Source organism: Agrobacterium sp. DKPNP3 (assembly GCF_052686535.1).
This window is the reverse complement of the sequence record NZ_JBQYSN010000008.1, coordinates 35,753-60,939: the sequence shown is the minus strand read 5'-3', so window position 1 is coordinate 60,939 and position 25,187 is coordinate 35,753. Positions and strand designations below refer to the sequence as shown.

Sequence of the window (25,187 nt, the reverse complement as noted above, 5' to 3'; positions counted from 1 at the left end):
TGTTGCGGGCGGAGGTCAACATCCCGTTGACGCCGAAATCTCTCGTTCGACGTCAGCCATATACCGTTCTGGCAGGTCTCATCTTCCCGCGGCAGCAGTCATTAGAAGTGTCAGATAAGATCTCGTTCGTAGCGCTCGTCCCATTGTCGCGTCTTGACGATATTACCATTCTCGAAAGCCGAGAGTTCTCCGACTAAATAGAAGTATCGTTCATCGGAGCGCATTTCAGTCCGGCTCTCGATCTTGATCCGCCACCCGTTCCGTCCGATTTCGTAAGTCTGGGTGAGCACGTAGCGTGCGGAGAGGGGATCGTCGTCGCGAATGCGCAGTTCACGGCGCAGACTATGGCTGAGTTCGGTATCGATCTCGTCAAAGCGCAGCACACCCTCGCCGAACAAGCCACCCACACCTTCCGTGATATAGGTGTTGAAACCGGTTTCGTGGTCCTGTTCCGTCCAGCGACGAACAGTGCCGGGGTCGATCTGTGTCATCGGTGTCGATGGGCCATGGGCGGGCGGCTCGAAGCGAACCTGCTTGCTGTCATCTATAGCACGGATTGGCAGGTCGAGCGCGCTTTCCGCAACGGAAATGCTGATCGTCGCATCGTAAGGCGATGTCCACACCATCGGCCAATAGGCCGTGGCGATCGCGAGTTGCAGTTTGTGGCCTTTGGCGAAGCGGTACCCACAATCATTGAGCTTGATTGCGACATCGTAAAATCTGCCGGGTTCCAAGGCCTCCGGATTCTCATGGCTGTCGCGGTGAGTGAGGTTGAAAACTTGGTAGCTGACGCGTGTGGTGCGACCGTCGGGAAGCACATCGTTGAGGCGTAGCGATATCTGGGCGACGGGGCTATCTGCGGCAACGCGCAAACGCGCAACAGGCGCGCCCAGCACATCGAAATCGTCTTCAAGGACGGCGGTTTCGAAAACCAGCGCGCCCCCATTGTCGAGCCGCTGATCGGTCGGATGTTCACCCGGGCAGCCGGTCGCCATCCATTCGCCGCCCGCCTTGCCATGGCTCTGGGGAGAACGGATAGCAATGATCGCGGGATCACTCACCGCGTCACGCAAGTCCCGGGCTCCACCAAGATAGAGTGATCGGGTCGAGATGTCAGGTGAAGGCCATGCCGCTTCGCCGAGCCACCGGCCCTGCGTCGTCGTGCGCGTGCCTGTCGGCTCGATCGTGTCGCTAACGAAGGCGCGCAACATCGGCTCGTCCATGACGCCGGTCTCCTTGCCCTTCAGCCAATGGTCCCACCAGCGCGTTGCCTCCTGAAGGAAGCCGATTGCCGGGCCGGGTACGCCTTCCTGAGGATAGATGTGCCCCCAGGGGCCGATAATGCCGCGACGCGGCACCTGAAGGTTTTCCAGAAGTCGTGGGACCGCATTGGTATAGCTGTCTGCCCACGCGCCGATGGCAAGGACCGGGCACTGGATGGCGCTCCAGTCCTCACAGACCGAACCATGTTTCCAGTAGGCGTCGTAGCGCTGATGGGCGAGCCACAGTCCGGGGAAAAAGGGCAGCTGGTCCAGTCGCTCAAGCCAGCGATCACGCCATTCCTCGCCGACGATCTCCGGGTCGAGCGGGCGGCTCTGATAGGCAAGCATGATCGTGCCCCACCAGAGATTGTCGTTCAGCAATAACCCGCCCATGTAATGGATATCATCCGTATAGCGATTGTCCGTGGAATAGGCGGTGATGATGGCTTTCAACGCCGGTGGACGGCGGGCGGCGACCTGCAGGCCGTTGAAGCCGCCCCAGCTCTTGCCCATCATGCCGACATTGCCGCTGCACCATGGCTGGCGGGAAATCCAGTCGATCACTTCCAGGGCGTCGTCCTGTTCCTGCTGCAGATATTCGTCTGCCATGTGGCCATCGGATTCGCCGGTGCCCCGCATATCCACGCGGATCGCCGCATAGCCCTGGCTGGCGAAATAGCCGTGCATCGGCTCGTCGCGCCCGCGCGTTCCATCGCGCTTGCGATAGGGAATATATTCGAGAATGGCAGGAACCGGCGATTGCTCCGCGCCTTCCGGCAGCCAGAGACGCGCTCCAAGGCGCGCGCCGTCGCTCATCGGGATCCAGATATGTTCTTCAACACGCACTATCATTTGGGTATTCCAGTCAGTTCATCGGCTGCTGGCATTGCAGCAGGCCATTGGAGATGAAGGGGGACGGCGGCCCAAGCATGTTCGCCGTCGCTGAACTCAGGCGACCGGGAGGCCGCGTTTTGCCAGCACGCCGTCCAGCCAGTCGCGCCGCAACTCGGGAACCGAAGTGATAAGCTGCTCCGTATAGGGCTGGTAGGGCGGAGCAAAAACCTCCTCGGTGGTGCCGGTTTCGACAATACGGCCGTGCTGCATCACCATGGTCCTGTCGGCAATCCTGCGAACGACACCGAGATCATGGGTGATGAACAGATAAGAGACACCCAGTTCATCCTGCAATGATTGCAACAATGTGAGGATCTCGTCGGCCACCAAAGGGTCAAGCGCCGAAGTGACCTCGTCGCAAATGATGAGGTCGGGACGGGCCGCAAGGGCGCGGGCAATGCACACCCGCTGCTTCTGCCCGCCCGACAGAGCTTTTGGAAGGCGCTCGGCAAAGTCGCGCGGCAGACCGATGAGATCCAGCAGGCGGTTCACCTCAGATGCGCGCTGCTCGTCGTTCATGCCGAAGTAGAACGACATTGGACGGCCGATGATCTCGCCGACTGTGTGGCGCGGGTTTAGCGCCACATCCGGAAGCTGATAGACGAGCTGTATACGTCTCAGTTCCTCGCGGCTTCGCTGCGTGTATTTGTCGGCCAGCCTGTGTCCGGCGAGGGTAACGACGCCGGAGGAATGGGGCGGCAAACCGGCAATGACCCGGGCGAGGGTAGATTTTCCCGAACCGGATTCACCCACAACGGCGAGTGTCTCACCCTTGCGCAGCAGGCACTGGACGTTATCAAGCACCTTCTTCCGGCCGTAATAGGCGGTGACATCGCGCGCTTCGAGTAGAACCTCACCATTTTCATGGTGGACGCCTTCTCCCGACATGCTGGCCTTGCGTTCGGAAACGAGCCGACGCGTATAGTCCTGCTGCGGCTGTTCGAGGATCTGTTCGGCAGAGCCGGCCTCAACCTCTTTGCCATGACGCAACACCAGGATGCTGTCGGCAATCTGCGCCACCACTGCAAGGTCGTGGGTAATGTAGAGCGCAGCCGTATCATAACGCTGGATGAGGCTGCGCAGGAGAGCGAGAACCTCAATCTGCGTCGTGACATCGAGAGCCGTGGTCGGTTCGTCCAAAACCAGAATATCGGGACGGCAGGACATGGCCATGGCCACCATCGCACGCTGCAACTGGCCGCCGGATACCTGATGCGGGTAACGGCTGCCGAAATTCTGATAATCGGGAAGCTGCAGCGCCTGCAGCAGTTCCAGCATCCATGCTTCCGCTTCCTGCCGGTTCATGATGCCGTGATAGAGCGGCCCTTCCATGATCTGTTCGCCGATCTTCATCGCCGGATTGAAGGCGGCGGCTGCGCTTTGCGCCACATAAGCGATGCCCGCACCACGCACCGCCTCACGTCCGGCGCGATCGATCGTCATCAGCGAAACACCGTTTACAATGATCTCGCCCCCAACGATACGGCAGCCGTTGCGGCCGTACCCCATAGCGGCAAAGCCAATCGTGGACTTGCCCGCGCCGGATTCGCCGATGAGCCCTTTGACCTCACCGCGCTTCAGGTCGAGATCGACATTGTCAACCAGGATGGCGCCATTCGGTGCGGCAACCTTGAGCCCGCGAATTTGCAAAACCTTGCTCTCGTTCATCGGTCCGCTCCCTGAATTGCGCTGCGGCCGGCAAGCAGCCAATCCACGACGAGGTTGACGCCAATGGTAAGGATGGCGATGGCGGCAGCCGGATAAAGCGGAGCGTAGAGACCGTAAAGGATCGCCTGCTGGTTATCTTTCACCATGCCGCCCCAGTCCGCGAAGGGCGGCTGGATGCCAAGGCCAAGGAAGGAAAGGCCTGCAACGAAGAGGAAGGTGAAGCAGAAGCGAAGACCGAACTCGGCAATCAGCGGTGGCAGGGCATTGGGCAAAATTTCCTTAAACACCAGCCACAACAGGCCTTCACCACGAAGACGCGCCGTTTCGGCATATTCGAGAACATTGATACCCTGCGCAACGATGCGGGCCAGGCGAAAGACGCGTGTGGAATCCAGAAGGGCGATTGTGACGATGAGCACGGGAATGGACGAGCCAAGTGCCTGCAACACCACAAGAGCAGAGATCAGCACCGGAATACACATGACCGTGTCGACAATGCGCGACAGAACCGTGTCCAGCCAGCCGCCGAAAATGGCCGCGATGAACCCGAGTGTTATCCCGATCGTGAAGGACAGCAGCGATGCGGCCAGTGAAACGCCGATGGACATCTGTGCGCCAGCCAGAAGACGCGACAGCATATCGCGACCATTCTGATCGAGTCCAAACCAGTGCGCGGCCGAAGGCGGATCAAAAGGTGATCCGACGATCTCTTCCTGTGCGAAAGGCGCTATGTGCGGGCCGGCGACGAACAGGACGATATTGAGCGAGATGATGAAAAGACCGATCCATGCGGTCGGGGTGATGGAACGGAGAATTTTCATCGGGGATGCCTCAGGCGCGGATTAAGCGCGATTGCCGAAATATCGGCAATGATGTTCAAGATGACGTAGGCGGCGCCAAAAACGAGGGCCGCAGCCTGCACGAGCGGCAGGTCGCGCTTGGAAACTGCATCGACCATGAAGCGACCAAGCCCATTGTAATTGAACACGGCCTCCACCAGCACAACGCCCGTGATCAGATAGGCAACGTTGAAAGACACGACATTGACGATGGGCGCAGCCGCATTGGGAAGGGCGTGACGAAGAACCGCGCGCCGGGTGCGAAGCCCCTTGAGATAGGCGGTTTCGACATAGGCCTGATCCATGACAGCCAGCACGGCGGTTCGGGTCATACGCAACATCTGCGCCACCGTCACAAGAACAAGCGTCAGGGCCGGCAGCGTGGTCGCCTTAAGCCAGTCCGCAAAACCCATGCCGGGATAGGTGTCCGCAAGGCTCGGCAGGAGGTTATACTGCACGGACACGAACAGGATCAGCAGCAGACCGAGAAAATATTCCGGCAGGGAAACGAAGGCGAGCGCCACAATGTTCACCGCACGATCGAACAGGCTGCCGCGCAGGATTGCGCTGAACAGCCCAAGTGTGACGGCGACAGGAACGGAGACGACGGCGGCATAAAGCGCGAGCGCCATGGTGTTCCAGAAGCGTGGCCACAGAAGATCGGCAACGGGCTGGTGGTTTGCCAAAGAATTTCCGAGGTCGCCGGTTACGAAGCCGCCGAGCCAGGAGAAATAACGATGCAGAAGGGGCTGGTCGAGACCGAGATCGGCGCGCAGCACGGCGAGGGATTCTGGCGTCGCATTTTGTCCGAGTATTGCCGACGCCACGTCACCGGGAAGAAGCTGAGTGCCGGCGAAAATAAGCGCCGACACCAGCAGAAGCGTCAAAATACCCAAAGCAACGCGCTTCAGGATAAGTGTAGTCATTATGCGTCCAACCAGACTTTTTCAGCGAGACGGGCGCCCATGAAATTGAACATGGGATGGGTCGTCACGCCCTTGAGTTTCTTGGATGTGGCGTCGAGATAGTCGCCAAACATCGGGATCATCGCTCCGCCCTCATTGGAAATGAGCGCTTGCAATTCGGCATAGATTTCCTTGCGCTTGGCGTCGTCGAGAAGCGCACGCGCTTCGATCAGCTTCTTGTCGAATGTCTCGTTCTTCCAGTGCGTGTCGTTCTGCGCCGACGTCGACTGGTATGCGATGGTCAGCATCTGGTCCGCCGTGGGACGACCGCCCCAATAGGACATGCAGAATGGCGCTTTCATCCATACGTTGTCCCAATAGCCGTCAGCCGGCTCGCGCTTGATCGAAACGTCGATCCCGCCCTTTGCCGCGCTGGTGCGGAAGATCGCTGCTGCATCCACTGCACCGGAGAAGGCGGCGTCGGAAGCAGAAATCTCGATCTTGAGGGCATCAAGTCCTGCCTGCTTCAGATAGAACTTCGCCTTTTCGGGGTCGTATGGCCTCTGCGGCAGGTCTGCCGCATAGAAGCGGTCCGAGCTGGGGATCGGGTGGTCGTTGCCGAGGCGGCCATAGCCGCGCAATGCGGTTTTCAGAAGTTGCTCGCGGTCGATGGCGTGTTTGATGGCGAGCCTGATATTGTTGTCCGTATAGGGCGCCTGTGTGCAATCCATCAGGAAGGTGAAGTGCTGGCCGCCAGCCGACTGAACGATATTGAGGTTGGGATTGCGGCGAAGCAGATCGACCGTCTTGAAATCCAGCTGGTTGATGGCGTGTACCTGACCCGACATCATGGCATTGGTGCGGGCGGCAATATCGTTGATGACGATGACTTCGACGGCGTCGACATGGGCCGCATTCGGCTTCCAGTAATTGGGATTACGGGTGAAGCGGGAACGCACGCCAGGATCATAGCTTTCAAAGACGAACGGCCCAGTGCCCACAGGCTTGTTGAAATCCGTCCAGCCTTCGGGAACGACGAGGAAATGATAGTCAGAAAGGATGTAAGGCAGATCGGCGTTACCGCTTTCGAGGACGATCTTGACCTCGGTGTCGGAAAGCTTGTCGACGCTTTTCAAGGCGGATGCAACCGAGCGCGCTGCAGAGGTGGTTTCCCCGCGGTGGAGGTTGATGGAGTAGATGACGTCTTCTACCGTCAAATTCTTGCCGTTATGGAACGTGACGCCCTGGCGCAGCTTGAAGACCCACTCCACCGCGCCCGGTTGAGCTTCCCAGCTCTCGAACAGTTCCGGCACGGCATGATTGTTGGCGTCGATCTCCACGAGGCCGTTCATGATCATGAATGCCTGATTGACGGGCACCCAGTCCTTCAGAATGCGGGGGTCGAGATTATCAGTGGTGCTGCCGCCGCCGATGCCCAGTTTCAGCACTCCACCCTTCTTGGGCGTGTCCGTGCTTTGCGCACTGGCATTCGTGATGAAACCGGCGGAAAGCGCCGCAAGGCTCGCCGCACCGGCGAGGAAGTGCCGGCGATCGAGTGAGAAGGAAAAGGGGGAGGAGGTCATATCTGGGTTCCCTGTTTTTTATCTAGCCGGTCAAGGCTCAGCTCGCTGTGGGGTATCGTACTCGGCGGTTCGGCACTAGATAGAGACCAGCAAAGGGGGGTATGATTTTTGCGCATGGGGTCATGAAATCTGAGCGCATCCACTTCTTTGCGAAGCGCTTTAAAGGGAGGCGCCGGAGCCGATCCGGTGTAGCAATTCTCGCGCGGCGAGAGCGTTCATGGAGTGAATACAAATGGGGCTAGCGGATATTGTCGGCCTTGCAGGAGCCTTTTTCTATCTCTTCGCCTATGCCCTGTTGCAGCTTCGATTTCTAACGATAGAAGACTGGCGATACACTCTCTTGAACGTTCTGGGCGGTGTGTTCCTGATCTATTCGTTGATCTGGAACTTTAATCTCGGCTCGCTCATCTCGCAACTCGCATGGCTGCTCTTCACCGTCATCGGCTATGCCCGGTTCCTGCTGGACCGCCGCCGCAAGACGCCGTCCATCAGTGCCTGACAAGATCTTAGCGTGCGGTTTTATGATTGTCCGCGATCAGCCAATCTGAAACCTCACGCACAATCTTGCGCTGGTGGCGATCGGCCGGGCGCATCAGGTAAAATTTGCCCTCCGAGCGCATGGCGTGGGCATGGACAGGCACAAGCGCGCCGCTATCCAGCTGATCGCGGATGAGCCAGGTCCAGCCAAGTGTTGCGCCGAGCCCCTGCGACGCTGCCGCAACACAGAGACCATAATCTCCAAGTTTCCACTGGATTGCATCCTTTGGCGGCAGCAATTGTGCTGAGCGCCACCAGTCGCTCCAATCCTGCCATTCCCGCATCGAATCCTCGATGGAGATCAAAACCGGTGCTTTCTGGTCCATGAGATCGCCCACACCGCGCGCAGAGACAGGGACGACGTCTTCCTGACCGAGCTCCGAAAGCCACACGCCGATCGGTCTTTCCTTGCGATAAAAAATCGCAAGATCGAATTCGTCCAGGCGAAGATGCGCCACGTCATCTGTCACCCGCACTCGCAACTCGATGCCGGGAACATCCCGTTTCAGCTTTTGCAAACGGGGCATGAACCATTGATCGGCAATGCCACGGGAGCAGGCTATGGTGATCTGGCTTGCCCCGGTCCAAGACCGCACACCGTCCGTCACGCTTGCGATATCGAGGATCAGCCGCGATATGTCGATCGAGTAATTCTCTCCTATGGTCGTCAGTCGCACGCCCGTCGGCACGCGTTCAAATAGCTTGGAACCGATGAATGCTTCCAGCTTGCCGATCTGCCTGCTGACCGCGCTTTGCGTCAGGCCAAGCTCGCTGCCGGCGCGAGAGAAGCTTCCCAGACGGGATGCAGCCTCGAAAACCACAAGCGCCTCCAGCGGCGGCAATCTATATGATGGTTGCATTCCAGTTCCTGCGACAGTTTCCGTGATCCGTACACCGCCGCACCGAGCAGTTCAAATTTTTCAGAGGCGATACCCGGCGCTGCGGGCGGAAGATGATGGAAGCTGAACCGGGTGAGGGCGGTCAAACCTTTTGCCTGGAGCTTGTCGCAGGTCGCATTACGTCCCTGAGTCCAAATCCACCCCGTTAGAGCGGGCTCAAAGTTCGATAGGATAAACTTCCCCATGCGTGGCGACAACCGCTTCTCCAGACGCGGTCACCCAGCCGCGGAACATGCCCGCGGTGTTGTACGGAGCGGCGATGTGGCCCGCCGTATCAATGGCGACCAGGCCGGCGCCGATGTCATAGGGAGCCAGATCCCTGTACACGAGATCGCCGGCAGCGTTTTCCAGCTCCTGTCCGAGATAGGCGACGCGGGATGCGATCTCGTGGCCTACGACGTAACGGATGAAAAATTCTCCCTTGCCGGTGCCGGAAACGGCGCAGGCGCCATCGCGTGCATAGGTGCCGGCGCCGATTACCGGGCTGTCGCCGACCCGGCCATCGGGCTTGTTGGTATAGCCGCCGGTGGAGGTGGCCGCGGCGAGATGCCCCGCGGCATCGAGTGCCACCGCACCGACGGTGCCATGTTTTTCGTTTTCCGTCGCTTCCGTGCCGGCCACAGCATGGCGCTTCATCGCCGCGAGCGCGTCAAGGCGTTTTTGCGTGGTGAAATAGGATTGAGCTTCCGTGGCCAGACCTTTTTCCTCGGCGAAGCGATCTGCTGCTTCACCTGTCAGATAGACGGCACGTTCGTCGGTCATCAGCGCACGAGCCGCCTTGACCGGGTTGCGAATGGCGCGGGATGCGCTGATCGCGCCTGCCGCCAGCGTCGCACCGTCCATAATCGAGGCATCCAGCTCATGAATCCCGTTTTCGTTGAGTGCCGCCCCATGGCCAGCATTGAAATGCGGGCTGTCCTCCATGACGACGACCGCCGCCTCAACGGCGTCGAGCGCGGTGCCGCCCGCCTTCAGCACGCCATAACCGGCGCGTAATGCCGCTGCAAGATCATCGCGGGCCGCAGCCCATTCCTCTGAAGTCATGCTGTCTTCCGGCATCACGCCACAACCACCGTGAATGGCCAGTGCGATCTTTGTCATATGCTCACTCCCTCGTCGCCCTGCCGCCGGCAGTGCCTCTTGCAATCAATGAAAGGCGATATCGCCGATGACCCGCACGCGAACCCGCCGTGCACCGCCAGGCAGATAGGCAATCGGGATGTCCTCCACCTCAAGCGTCTTGAGGCTCGCCCGCTCCGCGCCTGAACAAACCGCCGCGTTCTGCGCCTCGGTCTCGGCTTTCGCAAGAGCCTCATCGCGGCTCAGTCCGGAAAACACCTGATCGACCTCGCCGGAAACCTGCGCCATCGCTGCACCGAGTGCATTGGCGACGCCGGCATTTTCCACACGCAGGACGTCCGACGCACCCGGAACCGTCTCGGGGATCAGGAACGCCCCGCCGCCGACGGCAACCAGCGGAACATCTTCGGCCGAGGTCTTCATCTGGTCGAAACTGTCCGCCACCATGTCACGGATGCGCTGGAGTGTGGCCTGCACGAAAGCCGGATCGAGGCCTTTCACGCGATCGCGGTCGCCCATCTCGATCAGCCCCGCGGCAACGGCAATATCCGATGTCGTGAGCGTCTCGCCACCGAAAACACGGGCTTGCGTCAGGATGCGGTAACCGACCGAGCGTGGACCGATCCTGCCCGTATCAGGATCGACGATGGTGCCGCCGCCGAGCGCAATCGGCAGAAGATCGGGCATGCGGAAGAGTGTGCGTACCCCGCCAATATGGACGATATTGTTCGCCTCGCGCGGAAACCCGCCGACAAGGCAGCCGATATCGGAGGTTGTGCCGCCGACATCCACCACCATGGCATCGGTTAGCCCGGTGAGGAAGGCTGCACCACGCATCGAGTTGGTTGGGCCTGAAGCAAAGCTGTGCACCGGGTTGGCAGCGGCGACATTCGCGAGCGCCACGGTGCCGTCATTCTGGGTCAGATAGAACGGGGCCTTCACACCGGCTTCGCGCAACGCATCCGAGAATGCCCGAACGGTTGTCCTGCCCAGTGTTTGCAGTGCCGCGTTCAGCAGGGCGACATTTTCCCGCTCCAGAAGCCCGATGCGGCCAAGCGTATGGGAGAGCGTGATACGTGCGTCGGGGATGACCGAACGAACGATTTCCGCTGCCCGCACTTCGCATTCGGTTGTCAGCGGCGAGAAGGTTGCCGAAATGGCGATGGAGGTGATGCCCGCATCGCGGATTTTCATCGCGGCCTCCCGAATTTCATCAGGGATCATTGGCACCAACGGGCTGCCGTCATATTCACGGCCACCATGGACCATGAAGATCAACGGATCGACAGCATCGTATAAATCTTTTGGCCAGTCGCACATGGGCGGCAGCGACGAACCTGTTGGTAGCGCGATGCGGATGGCGGCAACCCGCTCCAGCCGTGCGCGCTCCACCACCGCATTGGTAAAATGGGTGGTGCCGATCATCACAGCGTCGATCGGTCGGTCCGCAGCGCCGACATGGCCAGACACGTGCGCGAGCGCTGCTTTTACGCCCGACAGAACATCCTGCGTGGTCGGAACCTTGATGGAGGCGACAATGGTGTCTCCATCGATCAAAACGGCATCCGTATTGGTGCCGCCAACGTCAATACCGATGCGTTTCATGGGAATACCGATCTGAAGTCAATGTCATAACCGAAGGCGCGCGGGCCGACGGCAGCGATGCCGGCAGGCGTCGTCAAAAGCTCTGGTGCTGGCAGGGCGACAACCGTCACGCGCTGACCGTAACGCACCGATTCCGTACCGATGGCGCCACCGGAAACCGTATCGAGAAGGCAGAGCAGGTCCGGCGTCATGGCGACTGGCTGGCCATCGCGGAAGGCAACGGCCCACTCATTCTGGAATGCGAGTTCCATGCGTGAACCACGGTCGGCATCGATACCTTCAATGGTCGTGCTGCCGCGCAGGAAACCACCCGTGGTCTCGCGGGCCACGTCCACCACCTTGCCGCGGAACAGCTGCTTGCCGCCCTCGTGGTCGAGAACCGCCTGAACGGGATCGTCATGGCGCGCACGTGCTGCCATCACCGCGCGCCCGAGTTCGGTCGCCTTGGTAACGGTGTAATGAATGCCCCACTCCTTCACTTCCTTGCCGGTGCGCGGGGCCTTGCACGTGGCGGCGGTTGAACCGACCTCGGTGCAGACCTTGCGCGAAATGCGCTCCATCCATTTCCATGAAGCGGCGCGCGTCACGATGACCTCATTGTCGCGCACATCGACCAGCGACAGCGGAAACATCGGCAGGTTGCCGATGGCGAAGGACGTCATCTGCGCTTCCGGATAGGCCCGTCCCATGGCGTCGGCATTAACGACCGGGCGGTCGAGTACGGCGGCGGCGAGGAAGGAGGAAAGCGCATTCGAACCGCCGATTTCCACGCTCATGATCGCCCGGAACGGCTTGCCGAGATAATCCTCCATGACCTCAACAGCGCGGGCGAGATGCACGGGGTCTCCCAGCCGCTCCTGACCGACAAGCGGCGCACCCATCTTGGAGACGACGGCGACCATGTCGTCATCGGCAAGCGCCATGGGATCCATGACCTTCACCCGTCTGCCCTCGGCATAGAGACGCCGCAGATTGAGCGTCGAGATATAGGGGTTGCCGCCGCCACCCGTTCCCAGAATCCAGGCACCGGTGGCCAGAGGTTCGATATCGTCTTCGGAAAATTCCTGGATCATGCGTCATCCTCGGGCATGCCTCAGCCTTTCCGGCTGCAGGCGATGCTCCTTCCCTTTGAAGTTCAAAGTCTGGCCAACCCCGCCTTTGTGGCGGGGCCGGTTTTCATCAGGCGGAGCTCACTCCGCCTTGCAGTCCCAATGGAAGTTGGAGAAGTTCAGGTCCCAGCTTTGCATGGGAATGAACTCGTAGCCCTGAAGGCACTTGTTCGCCGCATAACGGCGGTTCGGCGCAACGGCCCAGACGTCAGGCTGAAGGTCAACGATCTTCGTCTGCAGCTCCTTGTAGGTGGCGTTCTGCTCGTTGACATCGGTTGTGGCGCGGACCTTGTCGATCAGCCCGTCGATCTCCGCATTCTGCAACCATTCCATCGACATCCAGGTACCGGACGCCTTGGAATGATACTGGTTGTAGAACATCGAATCCGGCGACGGATAGGTCGGCGAGATGTTCACCTGCGTCGATGCAGGCGTCGTTTCGGGCTTGGAAGAAAGCTCGACGATACGGTTCCAAGGCTCCGGCTTGATATCGAGCGTGATGCCGATCTGCTCGAGGCTCGATTGCAGAAGCAACGCCACTTCCGCCTCGAAGGCGAGCGACGCGACATAGCTGTTGACCAGCGTGATCTTCTGGCTAGCATATTTCGACTTCGCCAGTTCTTCCTTGGCCTTTTCCAGATCGTAGACGCCCGGCTGGATATCGCCGTTATGCGCATCCTTGAACGCGTCAGAGAGCGGGCCCTTCATATCGAAGCCCGGATAGATCACTTCCTGGATCGTCTTGTAGTCGGTCGCATAGGCGATGGCGCGGCGGACGTGGACGTCGTCGGTCGGATAGACCTTGGTGTTGAGCTTGATGACGAAGCCGCCGGCGGTGCGGGTCTGGATCAGCTTGTAACCGTTCATCCGACCGATGGATTCATAGGTGTCGTTGCCAAGCCCGTGCGAGGAAAGTCCTAGTTCACCCTTTTCCGCCAGTGCCTTCACGGTGGCGTCGTCACTGGTCTGCACGAAGCGCACTTCGTCAATCGGCTTGCCCTTCGTCCAGCCCAGGAAATAATCGGCATTGCGGGCAATGACCATGTCGGCGGAACGGTTGTAGCTGACGAGCTTGTAGGGGCCGGAACCGGCGGAATGTTCGCCGACGTAAGCCTCGCCCCATTTGTCCTCGGGCTTGGCATTGGCTTCGATCAGCGTCTTGTTCATCGCCATCATCAGCGGCGTTGCCGCCATGAAGGGCGAGAACTGGCGCTCGATCTTCATCACCAGCGTCGCATCGTCAGGGGCAGTGACGTTTTCAGGTTTCAGCACGCCGACGATGAGGTTCGACGGGCCCTTGTTGATGCCGAGCAGGCGCTGGATCGACCACGCAAGATCGGCCGCCTTTACCGCCGTTCCGTCCTGGAATTTCGCATCGTTGCGCAGGTGGAAGGTGTAGGTCAGGCCGTCCTCGGAAATCTCCCAGGATTTCGCCAGATGCGGCACGATTTCGCCCTTGGCGTTCACGGTGGTCAGACCGTCATACATGTTCACGATGGCCATGTAGCCGGTGTAGTCAGTCACTTTCGCCGGGTCGAGCGAGCTGAATATCTGCATGGTGTTGACCGCGACCGACACCTTGTCTTCCGCAAGGGCTGCAGAAGAAACAAGCGGCAACGCGAGCGCCGTGCCGAGCGCCAGTGCGGCGAGACGGGAAGAAAGTACAGGCATTTTCATTATCGTTCTCCTCTTTATTGCGGGTCATCGGCCCGCTTATGGTTAGGCAGCCTTGCTGACCGGAACGGGCAGCGGTGAGAAAGGAATGTCCGGGTAACCGAAGGCCGCCGGCCCGACGACCTCTAGAGCGCGGGCGCTGCGCAGCAGGTCGTGGCAGGGGATGGCGATGACGGCCACACGCTGGCCATAGCGCAACACTTCGGTGGTGATCGGATAACCGGTGTCGACATCGAGCAGGACGATCAAATCAGGCACCGTCACTTCCACCTTGCCGTCACGGGAAAACAGCAGGAATTCGTTCTGGATGGCGACGCCCGCCGTCTGTCCGACGCAGTCGTCGAAGCCTGACAGCGTGAGATCGCCGACCGCAAAACCGCCGCGAAGATGGCGCTTCAGATCGGTGATCTTGCCGTTGAAGATTCGCCGCCCGCCTTCGAGCGCGCAGACTGCGGCAATAGGGTCTTCCTGCTGTTTGCGGGCACGGATCACCGCCTCACCGATGGCGATCGCCTTGGTATAGGTTTTCGGAATGCCATACTGGTGCACGTAATGTGCCTGCATCGGAGCCGTCGCCAGCATTGCGCCGCCCCCCTGCGAGACGACGCAGGCGCGCGCCATGCGCTCATGCCAGACTTCGGAAACGGCATGGCTGAAGATGACGGCATTGCCGTGCAGATCGCACATCACCGATGGTGTGGAACTATGGCCATAGATGGAGAAGGTGGTCATCTGCATTTCCGGAAAAGCTCGGCCCATGCCATCGCAATCGAGGATAGGCAGGCCACCCAGCGCCGCCGTCACCAGCGGGTTCATGGAATTGGAACCACCGATTTCCTCGCAGACGATGGCGTCAACTGGCGTGCGGATCAGCTCTTCCATCGCCCGCAGGCAGCGCAGGCCTTCGCGCCCTTCGCGAATGCGCTCGACGCCGACGACGGGCGCTCCGATGCCGCCGATGGACATGCAGAGCGCATCCGGTTCGATGGCGTCGGTTGCGAGGATCTTCATCTCGTAACCGGCCTTCATGGCCTCCAGCGCCAGCAGCTTGCCGAGATAGGGGTTGCCGCCGCCGCCCGTGCCGAGAATGCCGGCGCCGATTTCCAATGCGTCCAGGTCCTCACGGGTCAGCGTCCGCAATGCCGCTTCGTCATATTTCAGCTTGCGTGTCTCAGCCATGATTGGCTCCCATTTCTCCAACAACTTTCACATGAATGCGGGTGGCATTGCCGGGCAGGTAAGCCAGCGGCATATCCTCGCGCTCGATCACTTCGAGCGTTTCGGCAAGCGCGCCGGCGGCAATGGCCTTTTCGCGGGCCTCCGCTTCTGCCTCAGCCAGTGCGCTCTCGCGCGTGCGTCCATCGACGAGTGAGAAGACCCGGTCTGTCTCACCGCTGATCTGCGCAATGGCCGCGCCAACGGCATTGGCCACCGAAAAATTCTCAGGCCGAATAACCTCAAGATCACCGATGCGATCCGGCATCAGGATGGAACCGCCGCCGACGGCGATAACCGGCACCGGTGACGACGAGATGCGGCTGCGCTCCACGCAGGCTTCAAGCATGTCGTTGATCTTGCTGACGGCAGCATCCACCAGTCTTTTATCAAGGCTGGAGACCAGCGCCTTCTCGCCCACATCCGCCTTGCCGGAGGCAACGGCGATATCGGTCGCCGTCAGGGTCGAGCCACCGAAGCAGAGCGCCTCGCGGCGGACGCGGTAACCGACGGATTTCGGGCCGACGGTCAGGCCGTGACCGCCATTGACCACCAGCGAGCCACCGCCGAGACCGATGGAAAAGACATCAGGCATGCGGAAATTGGTGCGCACGCCGCCGATATCCACCGTGGTCGAGGCCTGACGCGGGAAACCGTGGGAAAGCGAGCCGACGTCCGACGTGGTGCCGCCGACATCCACGACGACGGCATCCTTGAGACCGGTGAGGAAGGCCGCACCACGCATGGAGTTCGTCGGACCGGACGCGAAGGTGAGCACGGGGAAACCGCGCACCACATCAGCCGCCATCAGTGTACCGTCGTTCTGGGTGATATAGAAAGGGCAGGTGATGCCCGCAGCCTTCAGTGCCTCGCCGAAAGCGGCAACCGTGCGGTCGGCAAGCGACAGCAGGCTGGCATTCATGATCGCCGCACTTTCCCGTGCAAGCAGACCGTGACGGCCAATATCCTTGGACATCACCACCGGCAGACCGGGGCAGCGTTCCTGCAGGATTTCCTTCGCTCGCAGCTCCATCGCATCGTTGATGCCGCTGAAAACGCAGGTGACGGCAGCCGCCTTCAGGCTCTTGGCGCGGATATCGGCGGCGATGCGGACGATCTCGTCCTCATCGAGCGGCGAAATTTCGCGGCCGTCGAATTCATAACCGCCGCGCACCTGATAACCGTGGTTGCCGACGATTTCCCGGAGGTCATCCGGCCAGTCGACCATGGGCGGCAGGCCAGCGCCGGACGGCAGGCCGAGCCGGATGGCTGCAACCTCGTCCATATGCCGGCGCTCGATCACCGCATTGGTGAAATGCGTGGTGCCGATCATCACGGCACCGATGCGCGCCCTGTCGATGCCCGATGCCTCGATGACCTTTTCAAGGGCTTCGATGACGCCTGACGTCACATCCTCTGTCGTGGAGGCCTTCACCCCCGCCAGAACGGTTTTATCCTGCAACACAACGGCATCGGTATTCGTGCCGCCGACGTCAATTCCAACGCGATACACGTCAGGCTCCTCTTTCATAAATCGGTCGATTTAACGAGGAAGCGCATGCGCTCCTCCTCGGTCACCGTGGGTTTGAGACGTTCTTCCTCGTCGGTGACGACGGGGATGGCCGCAATCAGCGCGCGGGTGTAGGGATGGGCCGGCTCGGCGAAGACCGCCGACGTCACGCCCTCTTCGACGATCTCGCCCCGCAGCATGATGGCGATGCGCGAACAGAAATTGCGCATCAGCGACAGGTCGTGCGAGATCATCAGATAAGTCAGGCCAAGCTCCTCGCGCAGCTGCAGCAGAAGGTCGATAACCGTCTTCTGCACGGACACATCGAGTGCGGCCGTCGGCTCATCAAGGATGAGAATTTTCGGCTCGGCCGCCAACGCCCGGGCAATCGCCACACGCTGCTTCTGGCCGCCGGACAGCTCATGCGGATATTTGCCGAGATAGGATTGCGGCAGCCGCACCAGCCCCATCAGTTCCTGCATGCGGTTTTCACGCGCAGGCCCGTCCATGCCTATGGATTTCAGCGGCAGGACAAGCGTCTGTTTCACCGTGCGCTTCGGATTGAGCGAGGTGCCCGGATTTTGATAGACGATCTGCGTCAGTCGCTTTCCGCGCGCAGGAGCCGGGGCGTCGATAACAAGATTGCCTGACGTCGGGCGCGAAAGGCCCATGATCATGCGCGCGACCGAGGTCTTGCCAGAACCGGATTCGCCCGCAAGGCCAAAAACCTCGCCCTGCTTCAGCGTCAGGTTCACATCCCGCACGGCATGGTAGCCATTGCGCTGGCCATAAATCTTGTTCAGCCCTTCGATGGTGATAATCGGCTGCCGCGTGCTCTGCACCAGATCGGTGACGCGCGGGCCATAGAGCGGAGGCACGGCATCCAGAAGCGAACGCGTATAATCCTTGGTGGGGCTATGGAGGATTTGCGTGCAGGGTCCGGTCTCAACGATATCGCCATGATGCATGACCACGACTCGATCCGCCACCTTGCGCACGACGCCGAGATTGTGCGTGATCATCAAGAGCGCCATGTTTTCTTCGGCGACCAGCTCGTTGATGAGATTGAGGATTTCATCTTGCGTCGTCACATCAAGCGCCGTGCCCGGCTCGTCCGCGATCAGGAGCTTCGGCTGGTGCAGCAGGGCAAGCCCAATCAGCACGCGCTGGCGCATGCCGCCCGAAAGTTCGGAGGGATAGGCGTTCATCACCCGCTCGGTGTCGGCAAGCTGCACCCGGCGTAGAACGGCAGCAATGCGGTTGCGACGCTCGACCTTGGAAGAGTTGATTCCATCGCGCTTGTCGGCAAAACGCATGACGTCATCGAGATGCGTGCCGATCTTGAATACCGGATTGAAGGACGATAGCGGGTCCTGCATTATCAGCGAAAACGCCGTGCCCTTCAGCGCCTCACGCTCCCTGCGCGGTAAGGAAAGCACATCCCGGCCATCGATGACGATCGCACCGGAGGTGATCGCGGCATTCTTCGGCAAAGTGCCGATGATCGCCTTGGCGGTGACCGATTTGCCCGATCCGGTTTCACCGATCAGCGCCACGCGCTCGCCGGCGGCAACCGTGCAGGCGACATCGCGCAGCACCTGCCGGGTGCGGCCATAATTAGTGAAGGTGACGTTGAGATTTTCGACCTTGAGAAGCGGTTCAGTCATGGTCTTAGCTTTCCACGTCGAACATGTCGCGCAGGCCGTCGCCCAGCAGATTGAAACCCAGCGTCACGTAAAGCACGGCCGCGCCGGGGCAGAGCACTTCCCACCAGAAATCCGGCATGAACTGGCGCCCGTCGGCGACCATCGATCCAAGGTCAGGCGTCGGCGGCTTGACGCCGAAACCCAGGAAGCTCAACGTCGCGCCGAACAGGATGACGAAGGCGGCATCGAGCGTCGTCTTGACCGAAATGACCGAAACGCAATTGGGCAGGATTTCGCGGAAGAGGATGTGCAACGGGCCTGCGCCGGCAAGACGTGCCGCTTCAATATAGTCTTCCGAGGCGATAGACTTCGATACCGAATAGATCAGCCGCGCATGCCAGGTCCACCATAGCAGCGTGATCGCGATCATGGCGTTCGTCAGCGTCGGTTCCAGAAGGTTGGACACTGCGAGTGCCATGACCAGCGGCGGCATGGCCAGCATCACATTCGTCAGGCCGCTGATGAGTTTTTCGGTCCAGCCGCCGAAATATCCGGCGATCAGGCCAAGCACAGTTCCGACCGGGACGGAAATGCCGAGCACGCCGATGACGAGAAGCAGCGAGACGCGGAGCCCGAAGATGGTGCGGGAAAAGATATCGCGTCCTGCCTTGTCGGTGCCGAACCAGTGTTCGAGATCCGGCGGCATATGGCGGGCGCGGAAATCGACAACCGCGCCGATATGTTTCGGATAGGGTGTAAGCCAGGGCGCGAAGACCGCCAGTACCAGCACCGATAGCAGGATCAGCGAGCCGATGACCGCCGCCGGATTGCGGCTGAAGCGATACCACATCATGTAACCGGCGCTTAAGCCCCGATCGGTGGGTTCGAGCATTTTCATATCGGCCATCAGCGAGCCTCCTTGCGGCGCAGGCGCGGGTCGATGATCGAGATCAGAACATCCACGATCAGGTTCGCAACGATGAAGAACAGGCCGGCCACAAGCACCACGGCGGTCACGGCGTTGAGGTCTTTCTGAAGGATGGCGTTGAGCCCGTAGGATGCGAAACCGCCCCAGGCGAAGACCATCTCGATCACGAAGGCATTGCCGATCAGCGACGCGAATTCGAGACCCATGATCGTCAGCGGCGCGATGGAAGAAAGCTTCAGCAGGTAACGGAAGATGATCACTCGCTCCGGCACGCCGAAGCTTTGCAGGGTCAGCACATGGTCCTTGCGCTGGTTCTCGATCATCGAGGAGCGCGTGATGCGGGTGATCTGGCCGATGCCGGCCATGGAGAGCGCAAAGGCTGGCAGCGCGAGATGTTTCAGCGCATCGAGCACGACGTCGAAACGTCCGGCCAGCATGCCGTCGATCAGGATGAAACCCGTCGGGCCGCCCTGCCAGCCGAGTGAATGATCCAGCCTGCCGATGATCGGCCAGCCGGAGAGAAAGCGCGCTGCCAGCAATTGCAGCGTGATGGCGAACAGGAAGCTTGGGATCGTGACCCCGGTGAGCGACAGGATGCGGCCGATATGATCCAGCGGCCGGTCGCGGTAATGCGCCGTGATGACGCCGAGCGGGATGGCGACGAGGAACATGAAGATGACCGAGACCAGCACCAGCTCCACGGTGGCGGGAACGGTCTGCGCGAGATCGGTCGTAACCGGACGCTGCGACACCAGCGAAAAACCAAGATCACCGTGCAGCGCCTTGCCGATGTAGTCGAGATATTGAACGGCGAGCGGCTTATCGAGGCCCATCTGCCCGCGCAGCGCATCCACCTGCTCCTGCGTTGCCGCCGGCCCCAGCGCCATGCGGGCCGGCTCTCCGGGCACCACGCGGGCGAGCACGAAAATCATGATGGACAGCGCAATCATGACCAGCGCGAAGGTGCCGAGCCTGTTCAAAATCGCGATCAGCGGGTGTTGCTGCATCCGTGGAACGTCCTTGTGCATCGGTTGGCTGAGTACAAGTTTTCATCGTCAACGCATTTCAACAATCTCCAAAAGGTATAGTTTTTTGAAAGATTGGTATAGGTTTTGGTGATTAAATCTCCTATCCCTTGCGAATGACGCTATTACCTCGAACCCGCCTTTGCCGTCGCATCGCCCGCCAAGCCGCCGGTGTCGTTTTTCTGCGTGCGCCTGCTGGAGCGGGGAAAAGCGTGCTGCTGGAGATGATCGCGAAGGAACTGGGTGCCACCATATGCTGCACGCACCAGCCGCGAAGCGATGAAGTGGCCGATGGCTGCCTTCTATGGGATGTGCCGGTCGTTGCGCGGGCCGTGCGTATGCCGGCGAGTATTCTGGAATCGGTGCGGGTTTTGATCATTGCCTGCCGGCCCGATCAACGGATCAGCGGGCTGGCGCGACAGATCCTGCATCGCGGTTCGCTCACCATTGGGCCGGATGAACTGGCACTGGGGAACGATGAAGCCAAAAGCCTTCCGTTTGAACAGCGACGCATCGCCCTTGAGGATTTTGCGGGATGGCCGGCCTTCCTGGCGTTGGCGCGGCAGCCGGATGACAGCCTGTGTGCAGAGTATCTGCGGGAAAACTATCTGTCGCATCTTTCTCCCGGCCAGACGGCCGAGCTCTGCTTCTGGCTCGAAAAACCGTCTGCACAACCCAAGGCGGAGTGGAGGGACCTGCTCCCACCTTTCCTCACCGGACATCCAGAGCAACATCCAACGCTCATCCGGCTTTTGACCTTGGCCGCACGGGAACGCCTCGCGATTTTGCAGGCCGGCAACGCGGTGGTGGAGGTCGCGTCCGCTTTTGAAAGGGCAGGGCATTCGCTAGCGGCGATGGCGATGTTGCTCGACCGGGGTTATGAGACCCACGCCGCACAAATCCTTGAACGCGCTCACGGTCGTGAACTCATCTACCGAAGCAGCATCGACAGGTTTCGCGAGATCATCATGCGGTTTTCACCGGAGATGATTGCGACGAATGAAACCGTCCTTTTTGCGGTGACCCGCGCCCTGCTGAAACAGGGCGAGTTGCAGCGCGTGCGGCATCTCGTCGGCAAAAGCCTTGGATCGGATTATCTCGATCCACTGAAGGTGCTTGCGCGGGACTCGCGATTCTCTTTTGCCGCCCGAACCTTCCGGCTGAACCTGATGATCGCCGAGGACTTGACGCCAAACGACGCGATGATAACGCGTCTCGGCGAGTTCATGGCTGATTATCCATTGGACGATCACGGCAAGTGGGCGTCCTATTACAATGCGTTGCTTGAATTCGAAATCCGCCGCCGCAATTTTCGCGAGGCGGAGGCGGCTGCTGCCCGCGCGCTCATCTATCTTCGCAAGATGGGCGGCCAGCCTTTGCTCGAATTCTTCATTCATCTGCATCAGATCGTGCTGCGGCTGATGAGCGGTGACGTGCTTCTGGCGCGCCGAGCCGCGCAAGAAGCACGCGCAAGGCTGGAACAGGTGCCACACGATGCCGCTCAGGAGTTCCGGATGTTGCGGCTTGCGGAAGCCTGTCTCGCCTATGAAGCGGGAAAGCCGCGCGATTTGCTGCATTTCGTTGAGCACGAATTCGATCACTTCGCCGCCGCTGAAATCTGGCCAAGCCTGATGCAGTTTGCGTTGTTTTACGCCTCGCAGGTGCTGATCGACCATTTCCCGATGACCGTTCGTGCGGGTTTTCTGGACGGCCTCTGGATCCACCTCTCGGAAGGGCTCCAGTTCCATGCGATGATGGAGATCAGAACCGCTATCGCCTACCAGAATGCCAATCGCTGGGCGGATGCTGCCGCCACTCTTTCGGCAATCCGTATGCCGATGGGCCGCAACTGGGTGGAAAGTGCGCATGAGGACCTGTCAAGACTGACGCGCCGCGACGAAATCGCTTACGTCATGGCTTGGGTGCGCGACGCCGTGCATCTTTTCACGCCGCGCGCTTATCTCTCTCGCCAGATAGATGCGATGATCGCCAATCCCAAAGTGACCAACCGGGAAAAAGTGGCCCTCAGGATCTGGCAGGGCTACGCCGCCCACCAGCGCCGCGACAATGCTGCCGCCCGCGCGCATATTCTCACAGCTCTAGAATCGGCGACCCGCCTTGGTTGCAGAGGCGTCTTGTCAGAGGAGCGCATCTTCCTGTCTCCACTTTTGAACAATCGTCGCATCAGGAGTTTCATCGAGACCTCTTCCGATGTCCGTACCGCGCTGTCGATATTTGCCGACTCGGTAAACTCCCCGCAGGCACGCGCCCTGCATGGCGGGCTTTCCCAGCGGGAAGCGCAGATGCTTCAGCTGCTTGCCGGCGGCATGTCGAACAAGAAGATCGCCCAGACGCTGAACATCTCGGAAGTGACGGTAAAATTTCACCTGGGGAACCTTTTCCGTAAGCTTGATTGCAAGCGGCGCTCAGAAGCCATTCGTGCAGCAAAGGCTCTGGACTGGCTTTAAGACGTCTGCGACTCTCAGATACCGCGCGCGCTCAGCCACATTGGGAGCACGTGCGCCATGAAGGCACGGTCGGTCCACGTCGTGGCAGGCTCCAGCGTAGCCGCCGGAACACCTGTTCCCGAGACCCTGAGCAGCACCGCCTCGACATGCGCGCGGGTGATGGGCGCGCTCCAGAGCCAGCTCCACGAAGGGAATAGCCGGTAAATTCTGGCTCGGTGCCGGCAAAGGCAATGCCCGCCGCTTTGCGCACCACGCTGTCCGCTGCGTCCGCACCCGCAAGCCAGCGCCCTCGAAACAACCTGCCGCCTGCTTGCACGCTGATGTCCTCAGCGGAATTCTCAAATTCTCCAGTGCAAATCCGCGCCGTCTCAACGCCAAGTGCTTCGGCCGGTGCTGCCAGAACGGCTTCGATCCTTGGCATATCGGTGGCAAGGTTGCTTAATGCGCCGAGAGCGATCTTTTACTTGTCGGTTTATGCTGTCCGAAATTGGCCGGTGCACGGGCCGAATGCATGGATAGCCGCCGTCAGCGTCAAAGCCCTGGAGCCGCACGTCACATTCCGCCCCCGATAACCGCCCCCTCGCGTCGTGGATCGGCGCTGCCCGCCAAACCCTTGGCATTTATCTCGATCGCATGCAGACCGGAATTCATCTCACCCGGTTTCACCTCGTAACCCAGTGCCTTCAGCGGCCCGGCCAGTTCTTCCGCGCTGGTGCCTGCCTCGATGTCGTAGGTGCCAAACCGGTTGATCAGGTGCGGCTGGGCGACGATCGCTTCGACCGGCATGCCCCAGTCGGCATACGCGATCAGCGCCTGTGCCACATAGCCGATGATCTGGCTGCCGCCCGGCGAACCGATGGCGAGCAGAGGCTTGCCATCCTTCATCACGATGGTCGGGGCCATGGAGGAGCGCGGCCGTTTGCCGGGTTCTACGCGGTTGGCGATCGGTAAGCCGTCATCGTGAGTCTTGAAGGAAAAGTCGGTCAATTCGTTATTGAGCAGGAAGCCGTTCGTCATCAGACGCGAGCCGAAGCCGTTTTCGATCGTCGTCGTCATCGAGACCACATTGCCCTGCCTGTCGACAATGACAAAATGGCTGGTGGAGGGCAATTCGAGCGCTGCATCCCGGCCGAAAAGCAGCGCGTGGTCCCACTCCGGCTGGCCGGCCTTAACGGCTTCCTTGGGCAGTGCCTTGTCGCCGTCGAGCAGCTTTGCCCTTTCGCCCAGATACGACTTGTCCAGCAGGCCCTTGACCGGAAGCGGCACGAAACCGGTATCAGCGACGTAACGCTCGCGGTCGGCGAAGGCGAGACGTTGCGCATCGCCGATAATTCGCCAGCTTTCGACATTTTCCGGCCCCAGGGACTTGAGATCAAAATTTTCCGCGATGCCGAGCATCTGGCCGATGGCGATGGCGCCCGACGATGGCGGCCCCATGCCGCAAACATCAAGGCCACGATAGAGAAAGCAGACTGGCTCGCGCTCGATGACGCGATAGTTGGAAAGATCGGAAAGCGACAGCACGCCGGGATTGTCGGTGGCCTCGCGCACAGTCTTGACGATCTCCTCGGCAATTCTGCCCTTGTAGAAGGCGTCCGCGCCGCCTTTGGCAATGGCCGAAAGCGTCTCGGCATAGGCAGGGTTTTTCAACAGGGCACCGGTCTGCAAAGCCGCGCCGGAGGTGTCAAAGAAATAGGACCGCGCCTCTGGATATTTCTTCAACCGGTCGCCCTCTGAGGCGATCAGTGACGCCAGGCGCGGCGACACTTTGAATCCCTCGGCCGCCAGCTTTTCCGCCGGCTTCAGCAGGTTTGCCCACTCCGCCTGTCCATAGCGTTTGTGGGCTTCCTCGAGCAGTCGCACCGTTCCCGGCGTTCCAACGGAGCGACCGCCGATGACAGCGTCCATGAATTTAAGCGGCTGACCCTTGTCGTCCAGGAAGAGCTTTGGTGTGGCGTCCATCGGAGCCGTCTCGCGGCCGTCCAACGTCGTCAGCTTGCCGGTTTTCGCATTGTAATAGACGAGGAAGGCACCCCCTCCGAGGCCTGAACTCTGAGGTTCAACCAGGCCCAGCACCGTCTGCACGGCCACCATCGCATCTATGGCGTTGCCGCCTGCGGCGATCACGTCGCGCCCCGCCTCGGCCGCCAGCGGATTGGCCGCTGCGACCATGAAGCCATTTGACTCAACACGTCTGGCTGTCGCGACGTCGGTCGCCTTTTCGGGTGCCACCGTATCAGAGGCCTGCTGGGCGAAGGCAATTGCGGTGGACAGCACCAGGGCGACAGCAGCTTCACCGAGAATTCTCATTTTCATGGTCTTATTCTCCAAAGCGTTATG

The 25,187-nt window shown here is 60.3% G+C and carries 18 protein-coding genes; 2 read left to right on the top strand and 16 right to left on the bottom strand.

Annotated features, from left to right (window positions below; all coding sequences use genetic code 11):
* Positions 1 to 110: 110 nt before the first annotated feature.
* The 5 genes from ACUTJJ_RS04010 to ACUTJJ_RS03990 all read right to left on the bottom strand — a co-directional run bounded on the left by ACUTJJ_RS04010 (position 111) and on the right by ACUTJJ_RS03990 (position 7,151).
* Entirely contained in the window at positions 111 to 2,114 is a 2,004-nt protein-coding gene (locus ACUTJJ_RS04010) for a CocE/NonD family hydrolase (RefSeq protein WP_445541373.1), read from the bottom strand.
* Positions 2,115 to 2,210: 96 nt separating this feature from the next.
* Entirely contained in the window at positions 2,211 to 3,824 is a 1,614-nt protein-coding gene (locus ACUTJJ_RS04005; protein ID WP_445541372.1) for an ABC transporter ATP-binding protein, read from the bottom strand.
* Positions 3,821 to 4,645: an ABC transporter permease gene (locus ACUTJJ_RS04000; RefSeq protein WP_111792013.1), complete on the bottom strand. Its 825-nt coding sequence runs from the start codon at positions 4,643 to 4,645 to the stop codon at positions 3,821 to 3,823. Before ACUTJJ_RS04000 ends, ACUTJJ_RS04005 begins: the two co-directional genes overlap by 4 nt.
* On the bottom strand, positions 4,642 to 5,589 hold the full coding sequence (locus ACUTJJ_RS03995; RefSeq protein ID WP_144578744.1) for an ABC transporter permease: 948 nt from the start codon (positions 5,587 to 5,589) through the stop codon (positions 4,642 to 4,644). Before ACUTJJ_RS03995 ends, ACUTJJ_RS04000 begins: the two co-directional genes overlap by 4 nt.
* Positions 5,589 to 7,151, bottom strand: a complete 1,563-nt coding sequence (locus tag ACUTJJ_RS03990; RefSeq protein ID WP_445541371.1) for an ABC transporter substrate-binding protein — start codon at positions 7,149 to 7,151, stop codon at positions 5,589 to 5,591. The genes ACUTJJ_RS03995 and ACUTJJ_RS03990 overlap by 1 nt, the downstream gene beginning before the upstream one ends.
* A gap of 232 nt (positions 7,152 to 7,383) precedes the next feature.
* Between ACUTJJ_RS03990 and ACUTJJ_RS03985 the strand changes: the two genes are divergently transcribed.
* Complete coding sequence (locus tag ACUTJJ_RS03985) at positions 7,384 to 7,650, top strand: CBU_0592 family membrane protein (RefSeq protein WP_445541370.1); 267 nt, start codon at positions 7,384 to 7,386, stop codon at positions 7,648 to 7,650.
* A gap of 7 nt (positions 7,651 to 7,657) precedes the next feature.
* Here the strand turns inward: ACUTJJ_RS03985 and ACUTJJ_RS03980 are convergent, their stop codons facing one another.
* From ACUTJJ_RS03980 to ACUTJJ_RS03935, 10 genes are all read right to left on the bottom strand, one after another.
* A complete protein-coding gene (locus tag ACUTJJ_RS03980; RefSeq protein ID WP_445541369.1) occupies positions 7,658 to 8,548 on the bottom strand; it encodes a LysR substrate-binding domain-containing protein in 891 nt (296 codons plus the stop codon).
* Between the two features lie 195 nt (positions 8,549 to 8,743).
* Positions 8,744 to 9,688: an isoaspartyl peptidase/L-asparaginase family protein gene (locus ACUTJJ_RS03975; protein ID WP_445541368.1), complete on the bottom strand. Its 945-nt coding sequence runs from the start codon at positions 9,686 to 9,688 to the stop codon at positions 8,744 to 8,746.
* Positions 9,689 to 9,733: 45 nt separating this feature from the next.
* A complete protein-coding gene (locus tag ACUTJJ_RS03970; protein WP_445541367.1) occupies positions 9,734 to 11,272 on the bottom strand; it encodes a hydantoinase/oxoprolinase N-terminal domain-containing protein in 1,539 nt (512 codons plus the stop codon).
* The gene (locus tag ACUTJJ_RS03965; protein ID WP_003524597.1) at positions 11,269 to 12,345 is read right to left on the bottom strand and encodes a DUF917 domain-containing protein; all 1,077 of its coding nucleotides are present in this window, start codon (positions 12,343 to 12,345) and stop codon (positions 11,269 to 11,271) included. The genes ACUTJJ_RS03970 and ACUTJJ_RS03965 overlap by 4 nt, the downstream gene beginning before the upstream one ends.
* 117 nt (positions 12,346 to 12,462) lie before the next feature.
* Positions 12,463 to 14,058 carry an ABC transporter substrate-binding protein gene (locus ACUTJJ_RS03960; protein ID WP_445541366.1) on the bottom strand — a complete coding sequence of 532 codons (1,596 nt, stop codon included), beginning with the start codon at positions 14,056 to 14,058 and terminating at the stop codon, positions 12,463 to 12,465.
* A 42-nt stretch (positions 14,059 to 14,100) separates the two neighbouring features.
* The gene (locus ACUTJJ_RS03955) at positions 14,101 to 15,234 is read right to left on the bottom strand and encodes a DUF917 domain-containing protein (RefSeq protein WP_443340944.1); all 1,134 of its coding nucleotides are present in this window, start codon (positions 15,232 to 15,234) and stop codon (positions 14,101 to 14,103) included.
* The gene (locus tag ACUTJJ_RS03950; protein ID WP_445541365.1) at positions 15,227 to 16,783 is read right to left on the bottom strand and encodes a hydantoinase/oxoprolinase N-terminal domain-containing protein; all 1,557 of its coding nucleotides are present in this window, start codon (positions 16,781 to 16,783) and stop codon (positions 15,227 to 15,229) included. The genes ACUTJJ_RS03955 and ACUTJJ_RS03950 overlap by 8 nt, the downstream gene beginning before the upstream one ends.
* Positions 16,784 to 16,797: 14 nt before the next feature.
* Positions 16,798 to 18,447 (bottom strand): ATP-binding cassette domain-containing protein, encoded by a 1,650-nt coding sequence (locus tag ACUTJJ_RS03945; RefSeq protein WP_445541364.1) that lies wholly within the window; start codon positions 18,445 to 18,447, stop codon positions 16,798 to 16,800.
* Between the two features lie 4 nt (positions 18,448 to 18,451).
* On the bottom strand, positions 18,452 to 19,333 hold the full coding sequence (locus ACUTJJ_RS03940) for an ABC transporter permease (protein WP_006698626.1): 882 nt from the start codon (positions 19,331 to 19,333) through the stop codon (positions 18,452 to 18,454).
* Entirely contained in the window at positions 19,333 to 20,361 is a 1,029-nt protein-coding gene (locus tag ACUTJJ_RS03935) for an ABC transporter permease (protein ID WP_445541363.1), read from the bottom strand. Before ACUTJJ_RS03935 ends, ACUTJJ_RS03940 begins: the two co-directional genes overlap by 1 nt.
* Before the next feature lie 134 nt (positions 20,362 to 20,495).
* Here ACUTJJ_RS03935 and ACUTJJ_RS03930 point away from each other — a divergent pair, with 134 nt between their 5' ends.
* On the top strand, positions 20,496 to 22,847 hold the full coding sequence (locus tag ACUTJJ_RS03930; protein WP_445541362.1) for a helix-turn-helix transcriptional regulator: 2,352 nt from the start codon (positions 20,496 to 20,498) through the stop codon (positions 22,845 to 22,847).
* 552 nt (positions 22,848 to 23,399) lie between these two features.
* Here the strand turns inward: ACUTJJ_RS03930 and ggt are convergent.
* The gene (gene ggt / locus ACUTJJ_RS03925; protein ID WP_445541361.1) at positions 23,400 to 25,163 is read right to left on the bottom strand and encodes a gamma-glutamyltransferase; all 1,764 of its coding nucleotides are present in this window, start codon (positions 25,161 to 25,163) and stop codon (positions 23,400 to 23,402) included.
* Positions 25,164 to 25,187: the final 24 nt, after the last annotated feature.

Excerpts from the sequence above, each read along its gene's own strand:
- ACUTJJ_RS03975 (WP_445541368.1), bottom strand. The coding sequence starts at position 9,688 with ATGACAAAGATCGCACTGGCCATTCACGGTGGTTGTGGCGTGATGCCG.
- ACUTJJ_RS03980 (WP_445541369.1), bottom strand. The coding sequence starts at position 8,548 with ATGCAACCATCATATAGATTGCCGCCGCTGGAGGCGCTTGTGGTTTTC.
- ACUTJJ_RS03935 (WP_445541363.1), bottom strand. The coding sequence starts at position 20,361 with ATGCAGCAACACCCGCTGATCGCGATTTTGAACAGGCTCGGCACCTTC.
- ACUTJJ_RS03945 (WP_445541364.1), bottom strand. The coding sequence starts at position 18,447 with ATGACTGAACCGCTTCTCAAGGTCGAAAATCTCAACGTCACCTTCACT.
- ACUTJJ_RS03990 (WP_445541371.1), bottom strand. The coding sequence starts at position 7,151 with ATGACCTCCTCCCCCTTTTCCTTCTCACTCGATCGCCGGCACTTCCTC.
- ACUTJJ_RS03965 (WP_003524597.1), bottom strand. The coding sequence starts at position 12,345 with ATGATCCAGGAATTTTCCGAAGACGATATCGAACCTCTGGCCACCGGT.
- ACUTJJ_RS04005 (WP_445541372.1), bottom strand. The coding sequence starts at position 3,824 with ATGAACGAGAGCAAGGTTTTGCAAATTCGCGGGCTCAAGGTTGCCGCA.
- ACUTJJ_RS04010 (WP_445541373.1), bottom strand. The coding sequence starts at position 2,114 with ATGATAGTGCGTGTTGAAGAACATATCTGGATCCCGATGAGCGACGGC.
- ACUTJJ_RS03985 (WP_445541370.1), top strand. The coding sequence starts at position 7,384 with ATGGGGCTAGCGGATATTGTCGGCCTTGCAGGAGCCTTTTTCTATCTC.
- ACUTJJ_RS03960 (WP_445541366.1), bottom strand. The coding sequence starts at position 14,058 with ATGAAAATGCCTGTACTTTCTTCCCGTCTCGCCGCACTGGCGCTCGGC.
- ACUTJJ_RS03995 (WP_144578744.1), bottom strand. The coding sequence starts at position 5,589 with ATGACTACACTTATCCTGAAGCGCGTTGCTTTGGGTATTTTGACGCTT.
- ACUTJJ_RS03940 (WP_006698626.1), bottom strand. The coding sequence starts at position 19,333 with ATGGCCGATATGAAAATGCTCGAACCCACCGATCGGGGCTTAAGCGCC.
- ACUTJJ_RS03970 (WP_445541367.1), bottom strand. The coding sequence starts at position 11,272 with ATGAAACGCATCGGTATTGACGTTGGCGGCACCAATACGGATGCCGTT.
- ACUTJJ_RS04000 (WP_111792013.1), bottom strand. The coding sequence starts at position 4,645 with ATGAAAATTCTCCGTTCCATCACCCCGACCGCATGGATCGGTCTTTTC.
- ACUTJJ_RS03930 (WP_445541362.1), top strand. The coding sequence starts at position 20,496 with ATGACGCTATTACCTCGAACCCGCCTTTGCCGTCGCATCGCCCGCCAA.
- ggt (WP_445541361.1), bottom strand. The coding sequence starts at position 25,163 with ATGAAAATGAGAATTCTCGGTGAAGCTGCTGTCGCCCTGGTGCTGTCC.
- ACUTJJ_RS03955 (WP_443340944.1), bottom strand. The coding sequence starts at position 15,234 with ATGGCTGAGACACGCAAGCTGAAATATGACGAAGCGGCATTGCGGACG.